Raw genomic sequence first — 22,524 nt, forward strand, 5'->3', positions numbered from 1 at the left:
ACGGACTCCCAGATTACTCGCCGATCAAGTGCAGCAGTACCTTGCGCGTATGCTGCATGCGGCGATGCTCATAGAGGAATATCCCCTGCCAAGTACCCAACGCGGCCTTGCCATCCAGCACAGGGATGGAAATACTGGTCTGGGTCAGCGCCGACCTCACATGGGCAGGCATATCATCCGGCCCCTCTGCGGTATGGATAAACAAAGGATCGCCATCCGGCACCAGCCTTGCAAAAAAGCTTTCCATATCCACCAGCACGTCCGAATCATAGTTTTCATTGACCATGATACTAGCCGAGGTGTGTTGGATATATAAAGTCAGCAATCCCTCTCTTATTCCCGCTTCACCCACCCAACGCACCACGGCTGGCGTGATGTCATACAAACGGCGTCCATTTGTGGATTGAATAATCTGGTGATGTCGTTGCTGCATGCGAATACCCCTGATAACGGCTGATAGCGGAAGTATAGCGACTGGACGCAATACTGAAAAACGAAGTAGCCGCTCCGCTGCTTTTCCCATGTCCATGGCCATGAGCTTCCAATAGTCCGATTGGACTATATTTATTTATGCGACATAAAAATATATTTATATCGCAGCGTGCAATTATCATTTCCTCTACTACCCCCGGGAGATTCAAAATGAAAATACGTTACTTGAGTGCTATCGCTCTGTTCGCAGCCGCAGTGCCTGCCATGGCAGCCTCCACCACCATCAACTCCAGTGCGGTCGATATCACCTATGATCCGGATACATTCCTGTTTGAGGTCGATGATGCATATTACGGCTGGCAAACATTGGATAACAGTATTGCTTCAATATCCGGTGTTACCAATGGTGTTTCAATCAGCTTTGGTGGGTCTTTGTATACCAGCGCGGACGGTGGCCGTTATTTTGGTTACGAAAGCTTTTCCGGTACCTTTTCCCTTCCATTGTCCTTTACTGCCCATCCTGGCCAGACCATCGAAAGTTACTCCATCACCTATTCCGGCACTTATGACGCATCAAACGGCAGTCTGGGTGCCGCCGGTGTGAGCGTTAACGGTTCAGGAGCTTCATTTTACGGTTCTGATGGGTATGGCTCCACTTTCAGTGCAACAGGCATTATCCCCGGTGCCGTTCTCCCCACAATCGCCGGTTCTTTTGAAGCTTGGGCAGATTACACCTGGATTGATGTTTATATGGGTCAAGTGTGGATAGACACCGGCTATTACGAACCGGGGCCTTGTGATGAATACGGATTCTGCGAGCCCGACCAATGGGTTGAGGATGGCTATTGGGAAGATGTGTATGAACCCCAAGGTGTAATAGGTACTGCCTCGATCAACCTGCAATCCATCCAGGTAGTCGCCAATATTGCCGCCGTGCCTGAGGCAAATTCCTATGTCATGCTACTGGCAGGGTTGGGTATCGTGGGCATGGCCACACGTCGCCGCAGACCTCGCGCTTGACAGTCCCATCTTCGCTGGCAACAGGACAGAGACAGGTAGATAGAGGGCCATCGCCTTATATTCAAATCCAACAAGATTGAACCAATAAAAAAGGCTGGAATCTTCCAGCCTTTTCTCCGGCATCACCAGCCCCAACGCGGACCGTAATAACCGCGCCAGTATGGCCCCCAACCTGGACCCCAGTACATATCGTTGCGATAGCGCCATTGGTATTCGCGGCGCAACTTCTCCTGCTCGATGACTTTTTCCTTTTCCCGCTTGTTAATTTCTTCGGCAAATCCATCCCGCAAGGCCTGTTCCCGGCTGCTGTAAATATAATCCAACACCTTGGCATCCACGCCCTGCTTGCTCAGTTCCAATGCCTTGGAAGGAGTCAACTCATAGCGGGAATTGCTTTCTTTGATCTTGGCAATGATCTCGTCCGCACTCGTGCCTGCTTTGGACAAGCGCACCAGCTCGTCATAAGTAATGAACGGCGCAGGCTGCGGCATTAACTTGTCCAACTCTTCTGCAGAGATACGCTGTATCTGCGGCTCCTGCTGCTGGGTCGTCGTGGCGCACCCGACGAGTATCAGACTGCCAACCATGGCAGCAATCACTATTCTCATTTTTCTTCCTCCTGGCTGTTTGCCAGCGCAGATGTCATCCAATCAATGCCATTTTAAGCTGGGCTGAAAGTTGGACAGTGAACTCATATCCAAATTCCAAGCCTTTCTCATTTTGCCGAAAAATCTTTCTATCATAAAAAAGGGCAGGATTACTCCTGCCCTTGCTGATCCAGCTTATTGCTTGCTGAACACCATGCGACCACCCTTGAAATCCACATGCACGGTATCTTTGGCCGCGAAGTTGCCGTTGAGGATTTCCTTCGCCAACGGATTCTCGATCTCGGACTGAATGGCACGCTTAAGCGGCCGCGCGCCGTAAACCGGATCGAAACCGGCATTAGCGATTTCTGCCAGCGCAGCATCACTCACTTCGAGATGCATCTCCATCGCCGCCAGACGCTTGGCCAGGCTTTGCAACTGGATGCCAGCAATCAACTTCACATGCGCCTCACCCAAGGCATGGAACACCACAACCTCATCAATCCGGTTGACAAACTCGGGCCGGAAATTGGCCTTCACTTCACCCATCACCGCCAGCTTGACCACCTGGTAATCATCGCCTGCCATATTCTGGATCATCTGCGAACCCAGGTTGGAAGTCATGATGATCACCGTATTCTTGAAGTCCACGGTGCGGCCTTGTCCATCGGTCAGACGGCCATCATCCAGCACTTGCAACAGCACATTGAACACATCCGGGTGCGCCTTCTCGACTTCGTCCAGCAGGATTACCGAATACGGCTTGCGACGCACAGCTTCAGTCAGGTAACCGCCCTCTTCATAACCGACATAACCGGGAGGCGCGCCAATGAGGCGGGCCACCGAGTGCTTCTCCATGAATTCGCTCATGTCGATGCGAATCAGGTGATCTTCGGAATCAAACAGGAACCCGGCCAATGCCTTGGTCAACTCGGTCTTGCCGACGCCGGTCGGCCCAAGGAACAGGAAAGAACCATAAGGCCGGTTCGGGTCGGACAACCCGGAACGCGAACGGCGGATCGCATCGCTAACCAGTCGTACAGCCTCATCCTGGCCGACCACTCTCTCATGGAGTTTGTCTTCCATATGCAGCAGCTTATCGCGCTCGCCTTGCAACATCTTGGAGACCGGGATGCCAGTCGCGCGCGAGACCACCTCGGCAATTTCCTCGGCACCCACCTGGGTACGCAACAGGTGATGCTTACGCTCGCCTTGCTCCTCGGCGCTGGCTGCCTGCTTGAGCTGGGTTTCCAGTTGCGGCAGCTTGCCGTATTGCAGCTCGGACACCTTCTGCCATTCACCCTTGCGCGTGGCTTCCTCGATCTGCACACGAACCTTCTCGATTTCTTCCTTGAGATGCTTGCTGCCTTGCACCTGGGCTTTTTCCGCCTTCCAGATTTCTTCCAGGTCAGCGTATTCCTTCTCCAGTCGGGTGATTTCCTCTTCAATCAGCGAAAAGCGCTTCTGCGAAGCTTCATCCTTTTCGCGGCGTACAGCCTCACGCTCGATCTTGAGCTGGATCAAGCGACGCTCCAGCTTGTCCAGCGCCTCCGGCTTGGAATCAATCTCCATCTTGATGCGCGAGGCGGCCTCATCAATCAGGTCGATCGCCTTATCCGGCAAGAAGCGGTCAGTGATATAGCGATGGCTCAGCTCGGCCGCAGCTACAATGGCCGGATCGGTGATCTCGACACCGTGGTGCAGTTCGTATTTTTCCTGCAAACCGCGCAGTATTGCAATCGTGGCTTCCACGGAAGGCTCACCCACCAGCACTTTCTGGAAGCGGCGCTCCAGCGCGGCATCTTTCTCAATGTACTTGCGGTACTCGTCCAGCGTAGTTGCGCCTACGCAATGCAGCTCACCACGCGCCAGGGCAGGCTTGAGCATATTGCCAGCATCCATCGCCCCCTCGGCCTTGCCTGCGCCAACCATGGTATGGATTTCGTCGATAAAGACGATAGTCTGGCCCTCGTCCTGCGCCAGCTCCTTGAGCACCGCTTGCAAACGTTCCTCGAACTCGCCACGGTATTTGGCGCCAGCCAGCAAACCCGCCATGTCCAGCACCAGCACGCGCTTGTTCTTGAGCGTTTCGGGCACTTCGCCATTTACGATGCGCTGCGCCAGGCCTTCGACAATCGCGGTCTTGCCCACGCCAGGCTCGCCGATCAGTACAGGGTTATTCTTGGTACGACGCTGCAATACCTGGATAGCGCGACGGATTTCATCGTCGCGGCCAATTACTGGATCCAGCTTGCCATGACGGGCGCGCTCGGTCAGATCTACGGTGAATTTCTTCAATGCCTCGCGGTTGCCCTCGGCCTCCTGGCTGTTGACGCCATCACTGCCACGCACGGCATTCACCGCCTGCTCCAGCGCCTGCTTGGTCAGGCCATGGGTTTTCAGCAGTCGCCCGGTCTCGCCTTTGTCATCCGCCAGCGCGAGCAGGAACATTTCACTCGCAATATAAGCATCGTTGCGTTTCTGGGCATTCTTATCCGTGACGTTCAGGAGATTGTTGAGATCACGGGAAATGGATACCTCACCGCCATTGCCTTGAATTTGCGGCAGGTTACTGACGGAAGCCTGCAATGCCGCCTTGAGCGGGGCAAGGTTTACTCCGGCACGCGCCAGTAGAGAAGCCGTGCCGCCGTCATCCTGACCCAGCAGAGCCAACAACAGGTGTTGTGGTTCAATCGAGGAGTTGTCGTTGCCAACTGCAATGCTTTGCGCATCGGCGAGTGCTTGTTGGAACTTGGTAGTCAATTTATCGAAACGCATGGTCGCCTTTCTTCAATATCACGAGAGATTTAATTGACTGTTAAATGGTGGTTATCCACCCAAATTCAAGTCTGTACTCGGCAATAAAACTATCTAACGCATTTCCCAGGTACGCCCGTCATCGTCAGAAAACATGCGATAAGGCATGGAAGTGCCATCGGGACGAATTTCCAGCCAATTCAGGGTAACGTGGTTATACTCCGCGCTCAATTCGATCAGGCTGACATCAGCAGTGGTCATGCGCTTGGGAGGAGAAGAAACCCAGGCAGCGCTATCCATGCGCGCATAAAACACACCTCGGTTCATGCGCATCCACACCAGATGCCAGCCCCAGCTCCCGCCACGCACAAGGGCCAGCAGAGGGAAATGACAGCCCAGACTCTGGCTGCCGCCATAGGTCACCCGGCGTATACCCTGCAGACGGCCTTGCAGCGAAGCTGCCATTACCAGGTCACGCGTTCCATCCTTGAAGGTATGCTGCCAGAAAAATACCGGCTGGCCATTCGCATCACGCGCCCCGGCTACGCGGCAGTTGCTCGGGATGCGATCTGCCATTTGGCGTAGCTCCACATCCTCATCATAATTGACCGCATCTGGCCCGATTTCCACTGCCATTGCCGACCAACTGACCAAAACCCCGATAATTCCGCTAATGTGTTGTTTCATGCTTTCTTAACTCATTGAAGCGTATACAGATAGTGTATGCGACAATTAACCGTAAGATAGAGAAAAGTGCTTATTATTCTTTTCCGGGTCTGATTCCGCTCAGGTAAACGCATCCCCCGGCAGCTGCAAGGTCATGCATCACGGCGCCTCTGGCTTACCAGCCCTCACGCATCATCCAGCCTCTCCCCAGTCAATATTTATTGCCATAGGTTTTTCTTCGGGGGCAAGTATATGCTTTTGTGAGTAAAAACGGCAGGGGCCAAACGGGCTAATCACTATCACAACATCGTCAAATGGCTCTATGGATATTGCCGAGAACCGTTTGCGTGCCCGTAATAAATGAGAAAAATCACTACGCTGTAAACATATGAAAGAATATGAAAGAAAAGGCCGGACACCAGCAAGTGCCCAGCCTTGAGAACACAGGACGATAAAGCCCGGAAATTAAGATGGGGTATCCATATATCTGGATGAGTACATATTAACGAGCGCATAAGGAATAAGGAATGCGGCACATTGTCGCAGGGCTCTCCAGCCACTATTGCAGTGCCTAGCATGACGCGGCATTTTGCCGCATGCATACGCTGCCTGCACCTGGGGTAAAATGACCTCATGTCCTTCCTCGCCTTTGCCCCCAACCTGCGCCGGCTGCTCTGGCTACGCGTTGTCATGATGATCACCCTGGTCCTGGCCAGCCTGGTTGCTGCCAAGGCATTTCATATCATGCTTCCTGTCGCGGAAGTCGCCAGCGCGCTTGGACTGATGGTGATTGTCAATTTCGTCAGCTGGTTGCGTCTGTGGCGTAAGGCACGCATCCACGACCTGGAGCTGTTATTGCAGCTATTGCTGGATATTGCCCTGCTCACCTGGCTGTTTTATGCCACCGGCGGCTACAGCAATCCTTTTGTCTGGATGTATCTGCTGCCATTGTCTGTTGCGGCGGTTTCATTGCCCTGGCGCCACACCTGGCTGATCGCAGGATTGGTCATTGCGGCTTACAGCCTGCTGATGTTCTGGTATGAGCCGCTCGTCATTCATACCCATATGCATCTTGGCGCTTCTTACCACGAACACGATGAAGGCTTTGGCCTGCATCTGCTTGGCATGTGGTGCGGCTTTGTCGTCAGCGCAGTCGTGATCGCCTTTTTCGTGGAGCGCATGGGGCGCAACCTGCGTGAATATGACCGGTTGCTGGCCGAATCCCGCGAAAAAGTACTGGCAAGCGAACGCATGCTGGCGCTGGGCACGCTGGCGACAGGCGCTGCCCATGAACTAGGCACGCCATTATCCACCATGGCAATACTGACACAGGAACTATTTCAGGAACACCAGCACGATCCAGAGCTTTCCAGCTCTCTCTCCCTGTTGCGCAAGCAGATCGATCGCTGCAAGGAAATCCTCTCCTCCATCACGGCATCGGCCGGCATGATGCGCTCGGAGTCCTCTACCTCCTTACCGCTTCATGACTTTATTACGCAATTGACAGGCCGCTGGAGAGACATGCGTCCCGCAACGCCCCTCGAACTCGATTGTCAGCTTCCTCAGCCTGCCCCAGTCATTGTGGCAGATCTCGCGTTGGGGCAGTCCATCATCAACCTGATCAACAACGCCGCCGATGCATCGCCAGAGGGTATCAGCCTGTTGGTCAGGCTAGAGCATGAAATGCTGACAATAGACATTCAGGATAATGGCCATTTTCCCGGCGCGGACGACCTGGCTTTGATGGGTACCCTGTTTCACAGTACCAAACAGCATTCCGGCGGATTGGGGTTGGGTATATTCCTTGCAAAATCCGTATTGGAACAATTTGATGGAGAAGTCACGTTCCACCCCAGGGAGCCGCAGGGCACTTTGACCAGAATCCGCATTCCTCTCAGAACACTCCGTTTAGCTTAACGCCCGCACCATGATGACTGAACCCTTGCAAGACCAGCCCACGATATTGATCGTCGATGATGATGAGATCTTCACGCAAGTATTAGGAAAAGCCATGCAAAAACGCGGCTTTCATGTGCAAACTGCCTGCAATGTGAATGAAGCCATGTCGCTTTATGTGGATGAAAGCCCGGAATATGCCGTGATCGACCTCCGCATGCCCGGCGACTCCGGTCTGACGTTGGTCAGACACCTGCACCAGATCGACAACCAAACCCGCATCGTTGTGCTGACGGGTTATGCAAGCATCGCCACCGCAGTAGAAGCCGTCAAGCTGGGCGCTACGCACTATCTGTCCAAACCTGCTGATGCAGACCAGATCCTGGCCGCATTTGAGCGCATCGAAGGCGATATCCATACTCCGGTTGCCAGCAATGCCCTCTCTGTCAACCGCATGGAGTGGGAGCATATCCAGCGCGTCCTGCAGGAAAATGACGGAAATATTTCCGCTACCGCGCGTAGCCTCAACATGCATAGGCGCACCCTGCAACGCAAGCTGAACAAACATCCGGTTCGTAAATAATCCGGCAATGCCATTAGTCCATTAGGACCACTCCCCTTCCCTGGGAATATTTACCGCGATTAGAATCCCACCCTGCTTGCCGGAAAATTAAGCAATTTTCGCTGTTCCGACACGGCGACACGTGACATAAAAGGCCAGAATAAGGCAAAATATTGGTTTAATGCCTGCAGTTCTTACCTTTACAGCTTTCCAGTATGACTCTGGCTAGCCGCTAGAACCTGACAGAAATCCTGCTGAAACAAAAACTTACGCGCACCGGGCGCCATGCAACTGATGGAGAGTTAACATGTTGGATTACGTAATCGCCTTTGATAAGCTGCGCATCTCCGATGTCCCTGCAGTTGGCGGCAAGAACGCCTCACTAGGTGAAATGATCAGTCAACTCACCGCCAAGGGGGTGCGAGTGCCTGGAGGATTCGCCACCACCGCTCACGCCTATCGCCAGTTCTTGGCGCAGGACGACCTGGACAAACGCATCAATGCGGAGCTCGACAAGCTCAATGTGGATGACGTTGACGCATTGACCGCCACTGGCGAAAAAATCCGCAAGTGGATTGTGGACACTCCATTCCCGGCAGAATTGCAAAATGCAATCGCAGAACATTACAAGACGCTGACTACCGAGTCTGGCGACGACGTGACCTTTGCTGTGCGTTCTTCAGCGACGGCTGAAGACTTGCCGGATGCCTCCTTCGCAGGTCAGCAGGAAAGCTTCCTCAACATCCGTGGCCTGGACAATATCCTGCACGCCATCAAGGAAGTATTCGCTTCCCTGTATAACGACCGTGCTATCTCCTACCGCGTGCACAAGGGTTTTGTCCACGCCGACGTGGCCTTGTCCGCAGGTGTGCAGCGCATGGTGCGTAGCAATCTGGGGAGTTCCGGCGTGATGTTCACCATGGATACCGAATCCGGCTTCCGTGACGTAGTCTTCATTACCTCCTCTTACGGTCTTGGCGAGACCGTGGTGCAAGGCGCGGTAAACCCCGATGAGTTCTATGTGCACAAGCCACTGCTGGCCAAGGGTTTCCCGGCTATCGTGCGCCGTAATCTCGGCTCCAAGCTGATCAAGATGGTTTTCAGCAATAGTAACGTTGCCGGCAAGAGCACACATACCGAGGAAAACAGCCCGGAAGAAAGCGCGCGCTATTCTATCTCCGACGAAGAAATCCTCGAACTTGCCGGTTTTGCCGTATTGATCGAAGAACACTATAAGTGTCCAATGGACGTGGAGTGGGGTCGTGATGGTGTAGATGGCAAACTCTACATCCTGCAAGCCCGCCCAGAAACTGTGCAATCCCAGAGCGGCAGCATAGTCGAGAAATTCCAGATCCAGAGCGCAGGTCATACTGCCCTGATCACTGGCCGCGCAGTAACTCAGAAAGTGGGTTCCGGCCCAGTGCGCGTGGTCAAGCATGCTTCCGAAATGAATACCGTGCAGCCTGGTGACGTGCTGGTTGCCGACATGACAGACCCTAACTGGGAACCGGTCATGAAGCGCGCTTCCGCACTGGTAACCAATCGTGGCGGCCGTACCTGCCACGCAGCCATCATTGCGCGTGAACTTGGCATCCCTGCCATCGTTGGCAGCGGCAATGCCACTGATTTGCTGCAGGATGGCCAGGTTGTGACTGTTTCCTGCGCAGAAGGTGAAACCGGCTATGTCTATACCGGTGCAGTACCGTTTAGCGTTACTCAGGAAGAAGAAGCCAAGCTACCGCCAGCACCAGTCAAGGTCATGATGAACGTAGGCAACCCCGACATGGCCTTCAGCTTTGCCCAGATCCCGAACGACGGCGTCGGCCTTGCCCGTCTGGAATTCGTCATCAACAACATGATTGGCATCCATCCCAAAGCCATCCTCAACCTGGACAGCGTGCCTGCTGACATGCAAGCAGAAATCAAGCGCCGCACTAGGGGTTACGAAAACCCACGCCAGTTCTACATTGACAAGCTGACCGAAGGCGTTGCCACCATTGGCGCCGCGTTCTGGCCTAAACCCGTCATTGCGCGTATGTCCGACTTCAAGTCGAATGAATACCGCAAACTGATTGGCGGCGAAATCTATGAACCGGAAGAAGAAAACCCCATGTTGGGTTTCCGTGGCGCCGCACGCTACATTTCTCCAGATTTCGAAGATTGCTTCGAGCTTGAATGCATCGCCATGCGCAAGGTGCGCGAACAACTGGGCCTCACCAATGTCGAGCTAATGATCCCATTCGTCCGCACTCTGGATGAAGCCCGCAAGGTGGTCGAGATTCTCGCCAAGCATGGCCTCAAGCGTGGCGAAAACGGCCTGCGCCTGATCATGATGTGCGAAATCCCATCTAATGCCCTGCTGGCAGAACAATTCCTGGAATATTTCGATGGCTTCTCCATCGGCTCCAACGACCTGACCCAGCTTTCCCTGGGCATGGACCGTGACTCCGGCCTGGTTGCCCATGGCTTTGACGAGCGCGACCCCGCGGTCAAGGCATTGCTGGAAATGGCAATCAGCAGCGCAAACCGCCTGGGCAAGTATGTCGGCATCTGCGGCCAGGGGCCTTCCGACCATCCTGATTTCGCAGAATGGCTGGTGGAAAAGGGCATCAAGTCCATTTCCCTTAACCCGGACACCGTGATCAACACCTGGCAGCGTATCAGTAAGAGCAAATAACACACTCCGGCAAAGGATAGCGCGCCATGCAGAAACGTACTGTATTCTTTATTTCCGACGGTACCGGGATTACCGCCGAATCCCTCGGTCACCTGCTGGCGCATTTTCCTACCGTCAGTTTCAAGCACGTCCGCCTGCCGTTTATAAACTCGGAGCAAAAAGTAGATGAGGCCCTCGCCCGCATCGCTGAAGAAGTCAGCGTAAATGGTGTGCGCCCCATTGTGGTCATGACATTGGTGAACCCTGAACTGCGCGACAGGTTAAAACAAAGCGACGCCCTGAACCTGGACGTATTTGGTTCCTTTGTTGACCCTTTGGCGGAGGAATTGCAGGAACAGCCGTCCAGGACATCGGGTATTGCTCATAGCGTGATGGGCAACAGCTACTATGAACGCATTGACGCCATCAACTTTACCTTGAATCACGATGACGGCATGACGGACTTCGGCCTGAGCGAAGCCCAGGTTATTCTGGTTGGCGTGTCGCGCTGTGGCAAGACACCCACCAGCTTGTATATGGCGATGCAGTTCGGCATCAAGGCAGCCAATTATCCGCTCATTCCGGAAGATCTGGAACGTGGCGTCCTGCCGGAAGCCTTGAGAAAATACCCGGAAAAACTCTATGGCCTGTCCATTGAACCCGAGCGCCTGCATAATGTGCGCAGCGAACGCCGCCCCGACAGCCATTACGCTTCGCTCAACAATTGCCGTCATGAAATCCGGCTGGCAGAGGACCTCATGCAACGTGAGGGTATCAGCTGGATTGACTCCACCACCCGCTCCATTGAAGAGCTATCCACCATTATCCTGCAAAAGATTCGTATCAACCCGCCGACTCACGCTCACTAACAGCAATCCGGCTGATTCAAACTCGTTCGAACAGGAAAAGTCCGCCAGAATGCGGACTTTGCTCTTTTACTTTCCCCTCTGCAACCAACAACAAAACGATCAGGACATATTCCTGATGCAGGCAGCCAATCATCAACAGCGTGGCATCTTCAATTGATTTGTTTTATGGTGGTAGTTGGTAGCCATGCTAAATGCCAACTACCCATATTTCATGCCAATATTTGAGGAGAGATCAATGAACCAATATGCACATCTAGTTGGGCGCATTCTGATTGCTATTATTTTTATAGTAGCCGGAGCAGGAAAAATAGCAGACCCTGCCGGCACAATCGGCTATATGGAGTCAGTTGGCTTGCCAGGTATTTTGCTCTGGCCCACCATTGCGCTCGAAGTTTTAGGCGGGATTGCGATTATCATAGGTTTCCAGACCCGCCTGGTTGCTTGGCTGCTCGCGTTATTCTGCATTGCAGCGGCGCTACTGTTCCACCTTGACTTCAATGACCAGATGCAGACTATTCTTTTCCTCAAAGACCTGGCAATCGCAGGCGGTTTCCTCATGCTGGCCAGCACCGGCACCCTGGGTCTCTCCCTGGATAAACCGGGTCGCTAACCCCACCCGTCAAAACGACAAGCCCTGCAAATCCAGAATTTACAGGGCTCATATACCCTATCAACTTTCTCTATTACTCATTAGTATCAAATTTGCTTCATACAACTTTCTCTCTATCTACGCATATTAAGACATGCATTGCACTCCCCAGTTTTCAACTCCAAAATCAGGAATTGTGAAATTAAGTTATTTCCATTTATTGGATCAATATTGCAGCGCATAATAATAAAGTTACCTCGTATTTCATTCACTCACTAGATATCAGGAGCATATTCATGGCCAAAGCCATCAGCTACGCAGCTCATGACCCCAAATCCCCGTTGACACCTTTCTCATTTGAACGCCGTGTTGTCGGTGCCAATGACGTGCAGATCGAAATTCTTTACTGCGGCGTTTGCCACTCCGACCTGCACCAGGTACGTGACGAATGGGGAAACTCCACATTTCCATTGGTACCAGGCCATGAAATCGTGGGCCGCGTTACCCAGGTCGGTAACAATGTCAAAAAATTCAAGGTCGGCGATTTGGCGGGCGTAGGCTGCATGGTGGACTCATGCGGCACGTGCCCTGATTGCGCGGAAGGCCTAGAACAATACTGCAACCATTCCGTATTCACCTACAACAGTCCGGACAAGCACATGCCCGGCCAAGTGACTTATGGCGGTTATTCCAACCTGATCGTGGTGGATGAGCGCTTCACGCTCAAGATTTCCGACAAGCTCGACCTGGCAGCCACCGCTCCACTGCTCTGCGCAGGCATTACCACCTATTCCCCGCTGCGCCACTGGAAAGTCGGCCCCGGCCAGAAAGTGGGCATCGTCGGCCTGGGCGGCCTCGGTCACATGGGCGTCAAATTTGCCAAAGCATTTGGCGCGCACACGGTACTGTTCACCACTTCCCCCAGCAAGGTAGAAGATGCAAAGCGCCTGGGCGCCGATGAGGTCATCATTTCCAAGGATCCCGAGCAGATGCAGCAGCACCTGCAAAGCTTCGACTTCATTCTCAACACAGTCGCCGCGCCGCACGATCTTGACCAATTCATGGCCCTGCTCAAGCGTGACGGCTCCATGTGCCTGGTCGGCGTGCCGGACAGTCCACACCCCTCACCCAGCATTGCCAACCTGATCTTCAAGCGCCGCAAGCTAGCAGGCTCCTTGATCGGTGGCATCAAGGAAACCCAGGAAATGCTGGATTTCTGCGCCGAGCACAATATCACTTCCGATATCGAGTTGATCCCGATCCAGGATATCAACAATGCATTTGAGCGCATGCTGAAGAGCGATGTGAAATACCGCTTTGTAATCGACATCGCCAGCTTGAAGCAAGCCGCCTGATACACTTTTAGTAACAAAAAAGCACACTGCATGCAGTGTGCTTTTTTCATTTCGTCCAGCGGGTGTTTTCCTTGCCTGTGATAATATTTAGGTCCCTTATCAATTTTATCTTGATTGTATGCAGTCACCATCCGCCTTTCACAAAACCAATTTTTTCCAGGGTTTCGTTGACTCCATCCCAGTATGGCTTGGCTTCATCCCGGTCGCGTTGGTGTTGGGCGCACAGGCCGCGACGAAAGGCCTGGAAGGTGCAACAGTCTCACTCATGACGGGACTCAACTTCGCAGGCGGCTCCGAATTCACCGCCATCAACCTGTGGACATCCCCGCCGCATATCCTGCTGATCGTCGCCATGTCGTGCCTGGTCAATAGTAGGCACCTCATGATGGGCGCGGCTATCGTGCCCTACCTGAACCATCAGCCCAAGCGCAAGGTGCTGCCCACATTGTTTTTCATGTGCGATGAAAGCTGGGCCATGGCGCTCAACCATGCCGAACGTACTCCGACCCGCAAGATCAGCCTGACCTATTTTATGGGCGTTTCCATTCCGCTTTATATCAACTGGGTAGTGTTCACCGGCCTTGGCGCCGTGATCGGCCCGGTGCTGGGCGATATAGAGCAATACGGTTTCGGCATGGCCTTTGTCGCCATCTTTCTCGTCTTGCTGAAAGGTATGTGGAAAGGGGCGAGAAAATCGCTGCCCTGGTTGGTCAGCCTCGTCACGGCGGCCATCACCTATCTGCTGGTGCCCGGCGCATGGTATGTCCCCGCAGGCGCCGTCGCGGGCATCTTATCCGCCGCCTACTGGAGCAAAAGCGCATGATAGACTTGCCCACCTTACTCACCATCGTGCTGATGGCGCTTACGACCTATCTGATGCGGATACTGGGCTTCCTGGCCCTGCGCAACAAAACACTCGGCCCGCGCATGATATATGTGCTGGAAAGCGTACCGGGTTGCGTATTGATCTCGGTCATTGCACCAGCGTTTGTCGCGAACAACCCCGCAGACCTTGCCGCGCTGGCGGTCACGTTGCTCGCAGCTATCACGTTGCCGCTGCTGCCTACCGTAGTGCTTGGCATTATTGCCAGCGGGTCGTTGCGCGCGCTCATGTAGCCCCCCTGGCGTATGTAATAAAAAAGCACACCTGGTGTGCTTTTTTCATTCTTGCCCAAGGACGACTCAGGCTTTCTTCCTGAAGCTATCCACGATCAGCAGTGCAACGCCGACGCAGATGGCGGAATCCGCCACGTTGAATGCGGGCCAGTAGTATTCCTGGTAATGGAAGAACAGGAAGTCCACTACGTAGCCCAGGGTCACGCGATCATAGAGGTTGCCTAGCGCGCCGCCCAGCACCAGGGCCAACCCAAGACAGAATAGGTGCTGCTGCGGATGCTTGCGCAACAGGCGGATGATGATGACGGAAGCCACCACGGCAATCGCGCTGAAAAAGATACGCTGCCAGCCGCCGGCCGCCGCGAGGAAGCTGAATGCGGCGCCCTCGTTATGGTAGCGCACCAAGTCAAAGAACGATGTCATCTGCAGGTGTTCGCCATACTCGAACGCCTTGAGCACTAGGTGCTTGGTGTAGAGGTCCAGCGCAATGACGATGCCGCTCAGGCCCAGCCATTTAAGCATAATGGCGTGACTCACCCTGGCCGAACAAGTTGCTGACGCAACGCCCGCAGATAGTAGGATGCGCGGCATCGCTGCCGACATCGGCGCGGTAATGCCAGCAGCGCTCACACTTGGCATGCGCGCTGGCGCTCACATTCACTTCCAGCTCGCCTTCGCGCGCATGCAAGGTAGCGCGCGACGCCATGAGCACGAAGCGCAGGTCGTCTTGCAGATGCGCCAGCGCGGCATGAATATCGCCGCTGGCATAGATATCCAGCTCGGCTTGCAGGGAAGCGCCGATCTTGCCTTGCGCACGCTCGTTCTCGATCGCCTTGTTGGAGACGTTGCGCACTTCCAGCACCTTACCCCATGCCTGTAATGCAACCTGGTCCAGGCCGTGCTCCGGCAAGGCATACCAGGTTTCCTCGAACACGGTGGCCTTGGCATCCAGGCCCAGGGTGTTCCAGATTTCATCCGCAGTGAAGCTGAGGATAGGCGCCATCAGGCGCATCAAGGCATGGGTGATGTGGTGCAGCGCGCTCTGCGCGGAACGGCGCGCGTGCGACTTGTCGCCCGAGGTATAGAGCCTGTCCTTAAGGATATCGAGGTAGAAGCCGCCCAGTTCCTCGGAGCAGAAGCCCACCAGCTTTTGCACCGCGAGGTGGAATTCATAGCGGTCGAAGTCGGCAATCACCTGCTCCTGCAATTTCTGCGTCAGGGCCAGGCCGAAGCGGTCGAGCTCCAGCCACTGCCCGACCGGCAGCAAATCCTGCTGCGCATCGAAATCGGCCAGGTTGGCGAGCAGGAAGCGCAAGGTGTTGCGGATGCGGCGGTAACTGTCGGTCACGCGTTTGAGGATTTCCTCGGACAATGACATTTCGCCGGAATAGTCCGTGGACGCAATCCACAGGCGCAGCATGTCCGCACCCAGGCGGTTGCAGATATCCTGCGGCTCAATGCCGTTACCGCGCGATTTCGACATCTTGTAGCCCTTTTCGTCCACGGTGAAACCATGGGTGAGCAAGGCGTCGTAAGGCGCACGGCCATCGATCGCGCAGCCGGTGAGCAAGGAGGACTGGAACCAGCCGCGGTGCTGGTCCGAACCTTCCAAGTACAGGTCGGCTGGGCTTTGCAGTTCGGGACGGCGCTTCAATACTGCCGCATGCGTGGCGCCGGAATCGAACCAGACGTCCAGCGTATCCGTCACCTTCTTGTACTGATCCGCATCATCGGGCGCATGCTGGGCCAGGAACGCTGCGCCGTCGAGCGAGAACCAGGCTTCGATGCCCTGCTGTTCCACCTGCAACGCGACAGTCTCGAGCAGCTTCGCAGTTTGCGGATGCGGTTCGCCGGTCTCCTTGTGCACGAAGAACGGCATCGGCACGCCCCAGTTGCGCTGGCGCGAGACGCACCAGTCGGGACGGTTCTTGATCATTGCCTCAAGGCGCGCACGGCCCCAGGCAGGATAGAACGCGGTATCGTCCACCGCCTTGTTCGCCAGTTCGCGCAACGATTTGCCATTGCTGCCGACCTGGTTCATGCCGATGAACCATTGGTGGGTCGCCAGCTGCATCAATGGCGTCTTGTGGCGCCAGCAATGCGGGAAACTATGGTTAAGGCGCGCGCTGGCGAACAATGCGCCTTTCTCCTGCAACACGGTGAGGATCACCTTGTTGGCCTCTTGCCGGTTCAAGCCGCGGATTGCCGCCAGCTCGACCAGCTCGCTGTTGAAGAACTTGCCGTCGCCGCCAATCAGCACGCGCGGCTTTTCCTCGGGATAATGGGCACGCATCACCAGCCAGTCGTCGTTGCCGTGGGCAGCGGCGGTATGCACCAGGCCGGTACCGGCATCTGTGGTGACATGCTCGCCCGTGATCACGGGAACGGTGCGTTGGTCGAAAGGATGCTGCAACAGCAGGCCCTTGAGCGCCGCACCCTTGGCGGAGCCGCGCACTTGCGCCTCTTCCTCGCCATAGCGCTTGAGCGTCGCTTCGGCCAGTTCATGCGCCAGCACCAGCAAGCCGCGCGAGGTCTGCAGCAGGTCGTAATCCAGCTCGGGATGCACGCTTACCGCCTGGTTGGCGGGCAAGGTCCAGGGCGTGGTAGTCCAGATCACGGCGTAGGCATCGCCGTTGACGGCGGTATTGAATGCCGCGCCGAGCGCAGCGTTATCGACGAACTTGAAACCGACGTCGATCGCAGGCGAATTGACATCCTCGTACTCGACTTCGGCCTCTGCCAATGCCGAGCCGCAGTCCACGCACCAATGCACGGGCTTGGAGCCCTGGTAGAGATAGCCGTTCTCGTAGATGTCGCCGAGCGCGCGGATGATGTCGGCCTCGGTCTGGAAATCCATGGTCAGGTAGGGGTTGTCCCAGTCGCCCAGTACGCCCAGGCGGATGAAGTCCTGCTTCTGCCTCGCCACCTGCTCGGCGGCATAGGCTCGGCACAGTTCGCGGAATTGGGCTGGCGGGATATCCTTGCCGTGCTGCTTCTCGACAGCCAGCTCGATCGGCAGGCCGTGGCAATCCCAGCCCGGCACGTAGGGCGCATCGAAGCCGGACAGGGTCTTGGACTTGACGATGATGTCCTTCAATATCTTGTTGACGGCATGCCCGAGGTGGATCGCACCGTTGGCGTAAGGAGGGCCGTCATGCAGGATGAATTTCTTCGCGCCCTTGCGCGCATTGCGTATGCGCTGGTACACCTGTTTTTCCTGCCAGCTTTTCAGCCATGCGGGTTCGCGCTTCGCCAGGTCTCCGCGCATTGGGAAGCTGGTTTCGGGCAGGTTCAACTTGTATTTGGTGTTTTCGCTCATCGGTCTAGTTTTCAGTTGATCTTCAAAAATCTTATGTGGGTTACGGATGGTTGCGGAAATACTCACGCGCCTCGTCCGCATCCTTGGCAATCCAGTGCTTCAGGACTTCCAGGCTATCGAATTTCATTTCATCCCGTATCTTGTGCAGGAATTTCACACGCACATGACGGCCATAAATATCGCCGTTGAAATCGAACAGGTGTACTTCCAAGGTAGGCCGTCCATTCTGCTTGACCGTGGGCCGCACGCCCAGGCTGGCCACGCCCGGCCAATCGGCATGATCGGGCAAACCTTCCAATTTTACCGCATAGATGCCAAAAAGCGGCGGCCTGTCATGCAGTATATGGATATTGGCTGTCGGATAGCCCAATTCGCGCGCCAGTTTGTCGCCATGCACTACCTTGCCGCTGATGCTGTATGTCCGGCCCAGCAAACGCGTAGCTTCGTCCAACCGGCCTTGAGCCAGCGCCTCACGCACCGCTGTGCTGGAAATACGCCGCCCATCCAGGCTGATTTTGGGCTGACTTTGCAAGTTGAACCCGGCGCGCACAAAATCCTCGATGCCGCCTTGCCGTCCGGCGCCAAAGCGGAAGTCCTCGCCTACGAGAATTGCCCGTGCATCCAAGCTGTCGCGCAGAATGTCATACATGAATGTTTCCACAGACATGGCCGCAAAGCGGCGGTTAAAATGACAAACATAAACATACTCCACACCCGCCTCGGCAAATAACTCCAGTTTCTCGCGCAGAGAGGTCAGCCGTGTGGGCGCGCGGTCTGGTATGAAAAGCTCGCGCGGATGCGGCTCGAACGTCATGACGGCAGATTTCAGGCCATTGTCGCGCGCTACCTCGTTCAGGTGCCGTAACAGGGCTTGATGCCCCAGATGCACACCATCGAAATTGCCGATGGCTACTGCCAGGGGATGATTGGCCGCTTGATGAAAATGGCGGAATATCTGCATCACAACCTCGTTTTCAGTTTGTACTACGCTTGATGAAGTTTTGGATACGCAGCCCGAGCAGCCACAACACCGCAAAATAGACGCTGACGCCAAGCGCCACCAATAGCAGCAAATTCACGAGCTTGGCCCAAAGCGAAGCATGCAGCCAGGTGCTGCTATCGCCTGTTCCCAGACAGAGTGCGATACCCATCGCCACCAAGGCGATAACCACCCGCGCGATAAACGCCAGCCAGCCTGGCTGCGGCTGGTATGTGCCATTTTTGCGCAAGTGATAATAGAGCAATCCTGCATTGAGGCAGGCTCCGAGGCCGATCGCCAACGCCAGCCCGGCATGGCGGAAAATGCCGACAAATGCCAGGTTCATCAATTGTGTGGCAATCAAGGTCGCCACAGCAATCTTTACCGGTGTCTTGATGTTCTGCCGTGCGTAAAAACCGGGAGCCAGCACCTTGACCAGAATCAGACCCAGCAAACCCAGACTATAAGCAATTAATGCCTGGCGCGTCATCCAGACGTCATGTTCGGTGAACGCGCCATAATGGAACAGTGATGTCACCAGCGGCACCGCGAGGACAGCCAACGCCACCGCGGCAGGCAATGCCAGCATCAGGGTGAGGCGCAAGCCCCAGTCCAGCAGTGCGGAATACTCTTGCTCGGCCTTGTCGGCCACGCTCTTTGACAGGCTGGGCAGCAAGATTGTCCCCAACGCTACCCCCAGCAAACCAGTGGGAAACTCCATCAACCGGTCAGCATAATAAAGCCAGGAAACGCTGCCACTTTCGAGGAAAGAAGCAAAAATCGTGTTGATCAGCAATGACAGCTGGGCAATCGAGACTCCGAACACTGCGGGCCCCATCAAACGCAGGATGCGCCAGACGCCCTCATCCCGGAAATCGAACCGCAACTTCGGCAGCATGCCGATCTTGCGCAGGAAGGGCAATTGGAAAGCCAATTGCAGCACGCCGCCTGCGAACACCGCCCAGGCCAGCACCATGATAGGCGGCTCAAAATAAGGGGCGAAGAATAATGCGGCAATAATAAAGGCAATGTTGAGCCAGACCGGCGTAAACGCCGGCACGGAGAATCTGCTATAGGTATTGAGCACACCGCCTGCCAGAGAAACCAGCGAAATCAGCAGGATGTAGGGGAAAATGATGCGCAACATATCTATCGTCAACGCAAAGGTTTCCGGTTCGCTATGCACCCAGCCCGGCGCGCTGATATAGGCGATCACGGGAGCAGCCAATATGCCGAGCAGGGTCACCCCCATCAGCACGAGGCCGAGCAGGGTCGCGACCTTGCTCACCAGGTCGCAGGTATCGTCATGGCCGCGACGGTTTTTATATTCAGCCAGGACCGGCACAAACGCCTGGGAGAAAGCACCCTCGGCAAACAGGCGGCGCAACAGGTTAGGTATCTTGAACGCAACAAAAAACGCATCGGTGTAGACGCCTGCGCCGAATACGCGGGCAATCAATGTATCCCGGATAAATCCCAATATGCGGGAAACAAAGGTCATGCTCCCCACAGTAACCAACGCTTTTAATAGATTCATTGCACACACATCACGATGTTAGCTTGCATCAATTTGGATATCGCACCCAGGAATTAAGCAAAGCAGGGATTTTATCATGCCTACCGTCCCGACTCACTGAAAGCTCAAGATAGGGATTGCATTCAAAAGAGAATTTAGTTAATATTGCGGGCTTCGATTTCAATCAACAGGAATTATCATCCATGGCTAATAGCGCACAGGCGAGAAAGCGCGCACGTCAGGCAATCAAGCAACGCGCCCATAATGCAAGTCTGCGCTCGGCTCTGCGTACCGCGATCAAGAAGATCATCAAAGCGGTGAAAGCCGGCGACAAGACTGCAGCTCAAAGCGTGTTCAACGAGAACGTCAGCGTCATTGATCGCATTGCAGACAAGAAAATCATTCACAAGAACAAGGCAGCTCGCCACAAGAGCCGCCTAAGCGCAGCGATCAAGGCTCTGACCTAAGCTGTCCTCACATGATTGTGAAAAAAAAGCCGGGATATCCCGGCTTTTTTATTGCGCCTTATAAGCAAACAATCACCTAACCTTCCAACGCATCCACCCCTTCAAAGCAATCCACCAGCTTTACCTCCAGCACAGCAGCCACCTTACTCAGCACCAGTAGAGATGGATTGCACACTCCGCGCTCCATCTGCGAAATATACGTGCGGTCTATTTCCGCACGATAAGCCAGTTCTTCCTGGGAGATTCCCAAGCGCTTGCGTAATTGCGCCAGACGGATTCCCAACCGGCGGCAAGTCTGTTTGAACTGGCTCTGCATGGGCGCTAGGCTCCAGCATTGCAGACCCACAGTCCACGGATTATAATCTACAAAGGAACGGGGAATTTTTCTTAAAAATCAATTTTATCCCTTTAAAATCATTTATATATTATCAATCAGGGAGTCCGCCAACATGCCAAGAATCAAGGCAATCATTCTTCTTTCCACTATAGCGCTTGCCGGTTGCGCCACCTCGCACAGCGAAGTACCCATTGCGACGAATTTCCCAATTATGCAGCAGGAAAAACTCCAGGCTGCGGCACATTGGGGGCTGATTACCCAGGATTTATCGAAAAAACTGCAAACGCAAATGGGTAACAAGGTCAGCAAGGAACAGACGCTCTATGTTTCAGCAAGCACTGACTCCCCCTTCAACCAGGCCGTGGTCGGCGAACTGATCGCCTCACTGGTGAGCAACGGCTACACCATTGTCAAAACCCGTGGCGCCGCCGTCAATGTAGAAATCGACACGCAGGTATTGCAGTTTTCCCCGCAGCGTTTGCAAACTCGCCAGATTGGCGCACTGTCAGCCCTGGCTACAGGTCTCTGGTCTTTGACCGAGCTGAATACCTCCATCACGCCAGCAGGAGTTGCCACCGGCCTGATTTTCGGTAGCGATGCGCAAGCATTCTTCAACTCGGACAAGGCGTCCGGCCCCACGCCAAAAACAGAAATCATCATCAATGCTGCCGTGAGCGACAATAGCCACTATCTGGCCGTATCACGCGCCACTTACTATGCCGCCGACACCGACCAATGGCTGTATCAGGCTGTCAAGGGAGCAACTTTCAATGTGCGGGGGAACAACTAATGATGATGACCAGATATTCATGCATAACGCTGGCAGCGTTGATCCTGGCCGCGTGCTCGCACGTACCGACAGAATCCAGCATCAACAATAAACTCAATTACGCGGCTGCCGCCAACAATCCCTTCATCGAGAACAACTACAAGGCTGCCGATGTCTTGATACAACAGCTCAACGGCAGGATCAATCCTGCGCAACCCATGATCATCGCCACCCTGGTCAATATCGACGAGCTCACCAGCTCGTCCACCTTCGGCAGACTGGCCTCCGAGCAGATTTCATCCCGCTTTTCCCAGGCCGGTTACAGCATGATCGAAATGAAGTTCCGCGATTATGTCTATATGAAGCAGGATCAAGGCGAACTGCTGCTCACGCGCGAGATCAAGGATGTGGCAAAAAACCATAATGCGCAGGCCGTGATCGCAGGCACTTACGCCATGAGCAGCGATATGATTTTCGTCAACCTCAAGGTAATACAACCCAACACCAATGTGGTGTTGGCTGTGCATGATTATGCCTTCCCCATGGACAGCAACCTGAGAGCCATGACCAGGAACATCCGCAAATAACGACTAACCAGCAACAAAAAAGCCAGGCACCAAGCCGAGCCGTTC

General features: G+C 54.6%; 21 protein-coding genes. 12 read left to right on the top strand and 9 right to left on the bottom strand.

Going from position 1 to position 22,524, the window contains the following annotated elements; genetic code table 11:
- Nucleotides 1–13: 13 nt before the first annotated feature.
- Nucleotides 14–433 (bottom strand): secondary thiamine-phosphate synthase enzyme YjbQ, encoded by a 420-nt coding sequence (locus V7Z75_RS09475; protein WP_334108376.1) that lies wholly within the window; start codon nucleotides 431–433, stop codon nucleotides 14–16.
- Between the two features lie 209 nt (nucleotides 434–642).
- On the opposite strand from V7Z75_RS09475, the gene V7Z75_RS09480 reads away from it, so the two are divergent.
- Entirely contained in the window at nucleotides 643–1,452 is an 810-nt protein-coding gene (locus V7Z75_RS09480) for a PEP-CTERM sorting domain-containing protein (RefSeq protein ID WP_334108377.1), read from the top strand.
- Between the two features lie 122 nt (nucleotides 1,453–1,574).
- On the opposite strand, the gene V7Z75_RS09485 is transcribed toward V7Z75_RS09480, so the two are convergent.
- The 3 genes from V7Z75_RS09485 to V7Z75_RS09495 all read right to left on the bottom strand — a co-directional run bounded on the left by V7Z75_RS09485 (nucleotide 1,575) and on the right by V7Z75_RS09495 (nucleotide 5,483).
- Nucleotides 1,575–2,060, bottom strand: a complete 486-nt coding sequence (locus V7Z75_RS09485; protein ID WP_334108378.1) for a hypothetical protein — start codon at nucleotides 2,058–2,060, stop codon at nucleotides 1,575–1,577.
- A gap of 174 nt (nucleotides 2,061–2,234) precedes the next feature.
- Complete coding sequence (clpB, locus tag V7Z75_RS09490) at nucleotides 2,235–4,817, bottom strand: ATP-dependent chaperone ClpB (protein ID WP_334108379.1); 2,583 nt, start codon at nucleotides 4,815–4,817, stop codon at nucleotides 2,235–2,237.
- 93 nt (nucleotides 4,818–4,910) lie between these two features.
- A complete protein-coding gene (locus V7Z75_RS09495; protein ID WP_334108380.1) occupies nucleotides 4,911–5,483 on the bottom strand; it encodes a hypothetical protein in 573 nt (190 codons plus the stop codon).
- Between the two features lie 612 nt (nucleotides 5,484–6,095).
- Here V7Z75_RS09495 and V7Z75_RS09500 point away from each other — a divergent pair.
- The 8 genes from V7Z75_RS09500 to V7Z75_RS09535 all read left to right on the top strand — a co-directional run bounded on the left by V7Z75_RS09500 (nucleotide 6,096) and on the right by V7Z75_RS09535 (nucleotide 14,505).
- On the top strand, nucleotides 6,096–7,379 hold the full coding sequence (locus V7Z75_RS09500; protein ID WP_334108381.1) for an ATP-binding protein: 1,284 nt from the start codon (nucleotides 6,096–6,098) through the stop codon (nucleotides 7,377–7,379).
- Between the two features lie 10 nt (nucleotides 7,380–7,389).
- Nucleotides 7,390–7,941 (top strand): response regulator transcription factor, encoded by a 552-nt coding sequence (locus V7Z75_RS09505; protein WP_334108382.1) that lies wholly within the window; start codon nucleotides 7,390–7,392, stop codon nucleotides 7,939–7,941.
- Between the two features lie 286 nt (nucleotides 7,942–8,227).
- The gene (ppsA, locus tag V7Z75_RS09510; protein ID WP_334108383.1) at nucleotides 8,228–10,597 is read left to right on the top strand and encodes a phosphoenolpyruvate synthase; all 2,370 of its coding nucleotides are present in this window, start codon (nucleotides 8,228–8,230) and stop codon (nucleotides 10,595–10,597) included.
- Nucleotides 10,598–10,623: 26 nt separating this feature from the next.
- Nucleotides 10,624–11,445 (top strand): posphoenolpyruvate synthetase regulatory kinase/phosphorylase PpsR, encoded by an 822-nt coding sequence (ppsR, locus tag V7Z75_RS09515; RefSeq protein WP_334108384.1) that lies wholly within the window; start codon nucleotides 10,624–10,626, stop codon nucleotides 11,443–11,445.
- A gap of 184 nt (nucleotides 11,446–11,629) precedes the next feature.
- Complete coding sequence (locus V7Z75_RS09520; protein ID WP_334108385.1) at nucleotides 11,630–12,055, top strand: DoxX family protein; 426 nt, start codon at nucleotides 11,630–11,632, stop codon at nucleotides 12,053–12,055.
- 275 nt (nucleotides 12,056–12,330) lie between these two features.
- On the top strand, nucleotides 12,331–13,389 hold the full coding sequence (locus tag V7Z75_RS09525; protein ID WP_334108386.1) for an NAD(P)-dependent alcohol dehydrogenase: 1,059 nt from the start codon (nucleotides 12,331–12,333) through the stop codon (nucleotides 13,387–13,389).
- 118 nt (nucleotides 13,390–13,507) lie between these two features.
- Entirely contained in the window at nucleotides 13,508–14,212 is a 705-nt protein-coding gene (locus V7Z75_RS09530; RefSeq protein WP_334108387.1) for an AzlC family ABC transporter permease, read from the top strand.
- Complete coding sequence (locus V7Z75_RS09535) at nucleotides 14,209–14,505, top strand: AzlD family protein (RefSeq protein ID WP_334108388.1); 297 nt, start codon at nucleotides 14,209–14,211, stop codon at nucleotides 14,503–14,505. The genes V7Z75_RS09530 and V7Z75_RS09535 overlap by 4 nt, the downstream gene beginning before the upstream one ends.
- Before the next feature lie 66 nt (nucleotides 14,506–14,571).
- Here V7Z75_RS09535 and lspA read toward each other — a convergent pair whose 3' ends face one another.
- The 4 genes from lspA to murJ are packed head-to-tail and all read right to left on the bottom strand — an operon-like array spanning nucleotide 14,572 to nucleotide 20,340.
- Nucleotides 14,572–15,027, bottom strand: a complete 456-nt coding sequence (lspA, locus tag V7Z75_RS09540) for a signal peptidase II (RefSeq protein ID WP_334108389.1) — start codon at nucleotides 15,025–15,027, stop codon at nucleotides 14,572–14,574.
- Complete coding sequence (gene ileS, locus V7Z75_RS09545) at nucleotides 15,020–17,824, bottom strand: isoleucine--tRNA ligase (protein WP_334108390.1); 2,805 nt, start codon at nucleotides 17,822–17,824, stop codon at nucleotides 15,020–15,022. Before ileS ends, lspA begins: the two co-directional genes overlap by 8 nt.
- Nucleotides 17,825–17,864: 40 nt before the next feature.
- The gene (locus tag V7Z75_RS09550) at nucleotides 17,865–18,785 is read right to left on the bottom strand and encodes a bifunctional riboflavin kinase/FAD synthetase (protein ID WP_334108391.1); all 921 of its coding nucleotides are present in this window, start codon (nucleotides 18,783–18,785) and stop codon (nucleotides 17,865–17,867) included.
- 13 nt (nucleotides 18,786–18,798) lie between these two features.
- On the bottom strand, nucleotides 18,799–20,340 hold the full coding sequence (gene murJ, locus V7Z75_RS09555; protein ID WP_334108392.1) for a murein biosynthesis integral membrane protein MurJ: 1,542 nt from the start codon (nucleotides 20,338–20,340) through the stop codon (nucleotides 18,799–18,801).
- Nucleotides 20,341–20,522: 182 nt separating this feature from the next.
- On the opposite strand from murJ, the gene rpsT reads away from it, so the two are divergent.
- Nucleotides 20,523–20,786, top strand: a complete 264-nt coding sequence (rpsT, locus tag V7Z75_RS09560; RefSeq protein ID WP_334108393.1) for a 30S ribosomal protein S20 — start codon at nucleotides 20,523–20,525, stop codon at nucleotides 20,784–20,786.
- Nucleotides 20,787–20,862: 76 nt separating this feature from the next.
- Here the strand turns inward: rpsT and V7Z75_RS09565 are convergent, their stop codons facing one another.
- Nucleotides 20,863–21,102, bottom strand: coding sequence for a helix-turn-helix domain-containing protein (locus tag V7Z75_RS09565; RefSeq protein WP_334108394.1), 240 nt, complete (start codon nucleotides 21,100–21,102; stop codon nucleotides 20,863–20,865).
- 133 nt (nucleotides 21,103–21,235) lie between these two features.
- Here V7Z75_RS09565 and V7Z75_RS09570 point away from each other — a divergent pair, with 133 nt between their 5' ends.
- Both V7Z75_RS09570 and V7Z75_RS09575 read left to right on the top strand, forming a co-directional pair.
- On the top strand, nucleotides 21,236–21,913 hold the full coding sequence (locus V7Z75_RS09570; protein ID WP_334108395.1) for a hypothetical protein: 678 nt from the start codon (nucleotides 21,236–21,238) through the stop codon (nucleotides 21,911–21,913).
- A 5-nt stretch (nucleotides 21,914–21,918) separates the two neighbouring features.
- Nucleotides 21,919–22,479: a FlgO family outer membrane protein gene (locus tag V7Z75_RS09575; protein WP_442919908.1), complete on the top strand. Its 561-nt coding sequence runs from the start codon at nucleotides 21,919–21,921 to the stop codon at nucleotides 22,477–22,479.
- The last annotated feature ends 45 nt before the right edge of the window (nucleotides 22,480–22,524 follow it).

The sequence above is a fragment of the Methylobacillus sp. genome, assembly GCF_036844465.1.
In the GTDB taxonomy this organism is placed as follows: Bacteria; Pseudomonadota; Gammaproteobacteria; order Burkholderiales; family Methylophilaceae; genus Methylobacillus.

What these genes read in the sequence shown, in the direction of transcription:
- V7Z75_RS09475 (WP_334108376.1), bottom strand. Translation starts at nt 433, where the DNA reads ATGCAGCAACGACATCACCAGATTATTCAATCCACAAATGGACGCCGT.
- V7Z75_RS09480 (WP_334108377.1), top strand. Translation starts at nt 643, where the DNA reads ATGAAAATACGTTACTTGAGTGCTATCGCTCTGTTCGCAGCCGCAGTG.
- V7Z75_RS09485 (WP_334108378.1), bottom strand. Translation starts at nt 2,060, where the DNA reads ATGAGAATAGTGATTGCTGCCATGGTTGGCAGTCTGATACTCGTCGGG.
- clpB (WP_334108379.1), bottom strand. Translation starts at nt 4,817, where the DNA reads ATGCGTTTCGATAAATTGACTACCAAGTTCCAACAAGCACTCGCCGAT.
- V7Z75_RS09495 (WP_334108380.1), bottom strand. Translation starts at nt 5,483, where the DNA reads ATGAAACAACACATTAGCGGAATTATCGGGGTTTTGGTCAGTTGGTCG.
- V7Z75_RS09500 (WP_334108381.1), top strand. Translation starts at nt 6,096, where the DNA reads ATGTCCTTCCTCGCCTTTGCCCCCAACCTGCGCCGGCTGCTCTGGCTA.
- V7Z75_RS09505 (WP_334108382.1), top strand. Translation starts at nt 7,390, where the DNA reads ATGATGACTGAACCCTTGCAAGACCAGCCCACGATATTGATCGTCGAT.
- ppsA (WP_334108383.1), top strand. Translation starts at nt 8,228, where the DNA reads ATGTTGGATTACGTAATCGCCTTTGATAAGCTGCGCATCTCCGATGTC.
- ppsR (WP_334108384.1), top strand. Translation starts at nt 10,624, where the DNA reads ATGCAGAAACGTACTGTATTCTTTATTTCCGACGGTACCGGGATTACC.
- V7Z75_RS09520 (WP_334108385.1), top strand. Translation starts at nt 11,630, where the DNA reads ATGCTAAATGCCAACTACCCATATTTCATGCCAATATTTGAGGAGAGA.
- V7Z75_RS09525 (WP_334108386.1), top strand. Translation starts at nt 12,331, where the DNA reads ATGGCCAAAGCCATCAGCTACGCAGCTCATGACCCCAAATCCCCGTTG.
- V7Z75_RS09530 (WP_334108387.1), top strand. Translation starts at nt 13,508, where the DNA reads ATGCAGTCACCATCCGCCTTTCACAAAACCAATTTTTTCCAGGGTTTC.
- V7Z75_RS09535 (WP_334108388.1), top strand. Translation starts at nt 14,209, where the DNA reads ATGATAGACTTGCCCACCTTACTCACCATCGTGCTGATGGCGCTTACG.
- lspA (WP_334108389.1), bottom strand. Translation starts at nt 15,027, where the DNA reads ATGCTTAAATGGCTGGGCCTGAGCGGCATCGTCATTGCGCTGGACCTC.
- ileS (WP_334108390.1), bottom strand. Translation starts at nt 17,824, where the DNA reads ATGAGCGAAAACACCAAATACAAGTTGAACCTGCCCGAAACCAGCTTC.
- V7Z75_RS09550 (WP_334108391.1), bottom strand. Translation starts at nt 18,785, where the DNA reads ATGCAGATATTCCGCCATTTTCATCAAGCGGCCAATCATCCCCTGGCA.
- murJ (WP_334108392.1), bottom strand. Translation starts at nt 20,340, where the DNA reads ATGAATCTATTAAAAGCGTTGGTTACTGTGGGGAGCATGACCTTTGTT.
- rpsT (WP_334108393.1), top strand. Translation starts at nt 20,523, where the DNA reads ATGGCTAATAGCGCACAGGCGAGAAAGCGCGCACGTCAGGCAATCAAG.
- V7Z75_RS09565 (WP_334108394.1), bottom strand. Translation starts at nt 21,102, where the DNA reads ATGCAGAGCCAGTTCAAACAGACTTGCCGCCGGTTGGGAATCCGTCTG.
- V7Z75_RS09570 (WP_334108395.1), top strand. Translation starts at nt 21,236, where the DNA reads ATGCCAAGAATCAAGGCAATCATTCTTCTTTCCACTATAGCGCTTGCC.
- V7Z75_RS09575 (WP_442919908.1), top strand. Translation starts at nt 21,919, where the DNA reads ATGACCAGATATTCATGCATAACGCTGGCAGCGTTGATCCTGGCCGCG.